The sequence below is a fragment of the Paraburkholderia sp. genome, assembly GCF_036488505.1.
Lineage (GTDB): Bacteria > Pseudomonadota > Gammaproteobacteria > Burkholderiales > Burkholderiaceae > Paraburkholderia.
This window is the reverse complement of record NZ_DASXHN010000215.1, coordinates 1-2,777: the sequence shown is the minus strand read 5'-3', so window position 1 is coordinate 2,777 and position 2,777 is coordinate 1. Positions and strand designations below refer to the sequence as shown.

At 65.6% G+C, this 2,777-nt stretch carries 3 protein-coding genes and 1 pseudogene; 2 read left to right on the top strand and 2 right to left on the bottom strand.

Features of this window, described 5'->3' with window-relative positions:
- Both VGH68_RS13120 and VGH68_RS13115 read right to left on the bottom strand, forming a co-directional pair.
- The coding region (locus VGH68_RS13120) for a sigma factor (protein WP_331604056.1) at positions 1-651 on the bottom strand (651 nt) is incomplete at its 3' end.
- Positions 648-1,019, bottom strand: coding sequence for a YciI family protein (locus VGH68_RS13115; protein ID WP_331604055.1), 372 nt, complete (start codon positions 1,017-1,019; stop codon positions 648-650). The genes VGH68_RS13115 and VGH68_RS13120, both read right to left, overlap by 4 nt.
- A gap of 302 nt (positions 1,020-1,321) precedes the next feature.
- Here VGH68_RS13115 and VGH68_RS13110 point away from each other — a divergent pair, with 302 nt between their 5' ends.
- The gene (locus VGH68_RS13110) at positions 1,322-2,425 is read left to right on the top strand and encodes an AI-2E family transporter (RefSeq protein ID WP_331604054.1); all 1,104 of its coding nucleotides are present in this window, start codon (positions 1,322-1,324) and stop codon (positions 2,423-2,425) included.
- Between the two features lie 100 nt (positions 2,426-2,525).
- Positions 2,526-2,777 (top strand): annotated as a pseudogene (locus tag VGH68_RS13105) (TolC family protein); the annotation flags it as partial.

The window sequence follows — 2,777 nt, the reverse complement described above, 5'->3', positions numbered from 1 at the left end:
CAGATCGCGCCGCTCGGTATCGCTGCCGAGCGGGTCGGTCCATCCTTCCGCGAACACCGCATAGACCGCCTCCAGCACCGCGGCGAGCCGGTCGGGCAACTCCTCGCGTTCGGGCACGTTAAACGGAATGCCGGCCTCGCGGATCTTGTTCTTCGCGCGCACGAGGCGCTTGCTCATCGCGGAAGGAGACGTCAGGAACGCCGACGCAATGATCTTCGCGTCGAGTCCCAACACGACTTGCAACATCAGCGGCGTGCGAATCGCGGGGTCGAGCGCGGGGTGCGTGCACGCGAACAGCAGTGCGAGCCGCTGGTCGGGCAACGCGCCGGCTTCGCGCTCGTCGATTTCGTCGGCGAGGATCGCAAGCTGATTCGCGAGTTCGTCGCCGACCCGGCGATGGCGCGCGCCGTCGATCGCCCGGCGGCGCGCAACCGTCATCAGCCACGCTTCGGGATTGGCCGGGCAGCCGCGCGCCGGCCAGTCCGCGAGCGCGGCCGCGAAGGCGTCCGCCAACGCGTCTTCGGCCGCCGCGACGTCGCGCGTGCGCATCGCCAGCAGCGCGACGAGCTTGCCATAACTGCGGCGGGCGACCGCTTCGGCCAGCGCATGCGCGCCGCCGTCGGCCTCGCGCGCGCCGCCGGACGAACTCATGCGGTATGGCGCGAATCGTGAGACGCGGTCCAGACCGGACGCACTTCGATGAGCCCGTGCGCCGCGCCGGGGCAACGCGACGCCCACGCAAGCGCCGCGTCGAGGTTGGGCACGTCGATCAGGTAGTAGCCGGCAAGCTGCTCCTTCGAATCGGAAAACGGTCCGTCGAGCACCTGTGGCTTGCCATCGACGAGCCGCACGGTAGTCGCCGAGTTGCTGTGCTGCAGCCGGTTGGCGCCGACCAGCGCGCCCGCTTTCGTCAGCGACTCGGTGTACGCCTGATACGCGGCGGCGCCTTGCTGGCGTTCGGCGTCGGTCATCTGGTCCCAACCGGTTTCTGCCGAATAGATCATCAACAGGTATTGCATATGAACCTCCATCATGGGTTGAGGCGGTGGAATTCGTCGAGCCGCCATGTCAATGACGCCCGGCAGGCATGCCGATGGACAGGTGGTGTCGAAAAAGATCGCGGACGGCCCGCGACGGTGTCGAATCGTTTGTCAGAATTGCCCGCCGGGATATGAGACCAAAGTCCAATTGATTCTTTCCGTGCGCGATCCAATAGTTGAAATCGTGTTCCCAGGAGATGCGGCTGTTCCAACTATCACGGTGACGGGCACGCTGGTTCGCCGTGAGCAGATCATCGAGGCGACGAGCGCGGAGACAAGTGATGCTGCAACCATCGACTACCCCACGATTTTTGTCCAGAGAACTTCTCGACGTGCTGATCCGCGCCGGACTGATCGCGGTGCTGGCTGCGTTCTGCTTCCGGATCTTCGCGCCGTTCCTGAACCTGATGGTCTGGGCGCTGATTCTCGCGATCACGCTGTATCCGCTGCAGGCCTGGCTGCGCGGTCCGCTTGGCGACAGGGACGGGCTGATCGCCACGCTGATCATCCTCGTCGCGTTCGCGGTCATCCTCGTGCCGACCTATCTGCTGGGCGTCGCGGTCTCCGCGTCGGTCGAGCGCGGGATAGACGTGGTCAAGAACGGCAGCTTCCATATTCCGCCGCCGGCCGAGTCGGTGGCCGCATGGCCGCTCGTGGGCCAGCGGGTATACGGCTTCTGGGCACAGGCGTCCACCGATCTCACCGGGCTCGCGCAAAAGTTCGCGCCGCAGCTCAAGGACGTCGGTCGCGCATTGTTCGACGCGATCACCGGTGTGAGCGCCGGCATGCTCGTGTTCTTCCTCGCGCTGATCGTCGCGGGCATTCTGATGGCGCACGGCGAGAAGGGGCATCGCAGCACGGTGCAGATCGCCTCACGCATCTCCGGCCCCGAGAACGGCCGGCAGATCGCGGATCTGTGCACGGCCACGATTCGCGCGGTCGCGCAAGGGGTGGTCGGCATCGCCTTCATCCAGATGCTGCTGATCGGCGTCGCGTTCGTTCTGATGGGCATTCCCGGTGCGGGTCTGCTGGCGCTCGCCGTGCTGCTGATCGGCATCATGCAGCTGCCCGCCACGCTGATCACGGTGCCCGTGATCGTCTTCGTGATCGTCACGCAGGGCGTGAGCACGGCGACGGTCATCTTCTCGGTTTATGTGTTCGTCGCCGGTCTCGCCGACAACGTGCTGAAGCCGCTGTTGCTGGGGCGCGGCGTCGCGGTGCCGATGCCGGTCGTGCTGATCGGCGCGCTCGGCGGCATGGTGACGGGCGGTGTGATCGGTCTGTTCATCGGTCCGGTGATGCTCGCGGTGGGTTACCAGCTATTTTGGCGATGGGTGAAAGATCAGCCGCAAGCGGAGCGGGTACAGGAACGAACACCTTTGTGACCGTGGGGACGATGCCGTGCCGCCTTCAACGGGCTCATACGGGATCGCAGCGACGCGTCGCACCGGCGGCGTTTTCGGCTGTGTCGGCGTTTGCATCGCGGTGCCCTTCGTGGTGTGCATCAGCGCATGCATACGCGTGGGACCGGACTTTCATCCGCAGCATGAAAGCTGGAGCGAGCACTGGAGCAGCGCATCGATCGAGCAGGTCACGCGGCAGACCGCGCAGCCCGACGTGCGGCAGTGGTGGCTCGTTTTCGACGACCCCAATCTCGAACGTCTGATAGCCGAAGCCGACGCGAACAACGGTGACCTGAAAATCGCCGGCTTGCGCGTGATCGAGGCGCGCGCGCAA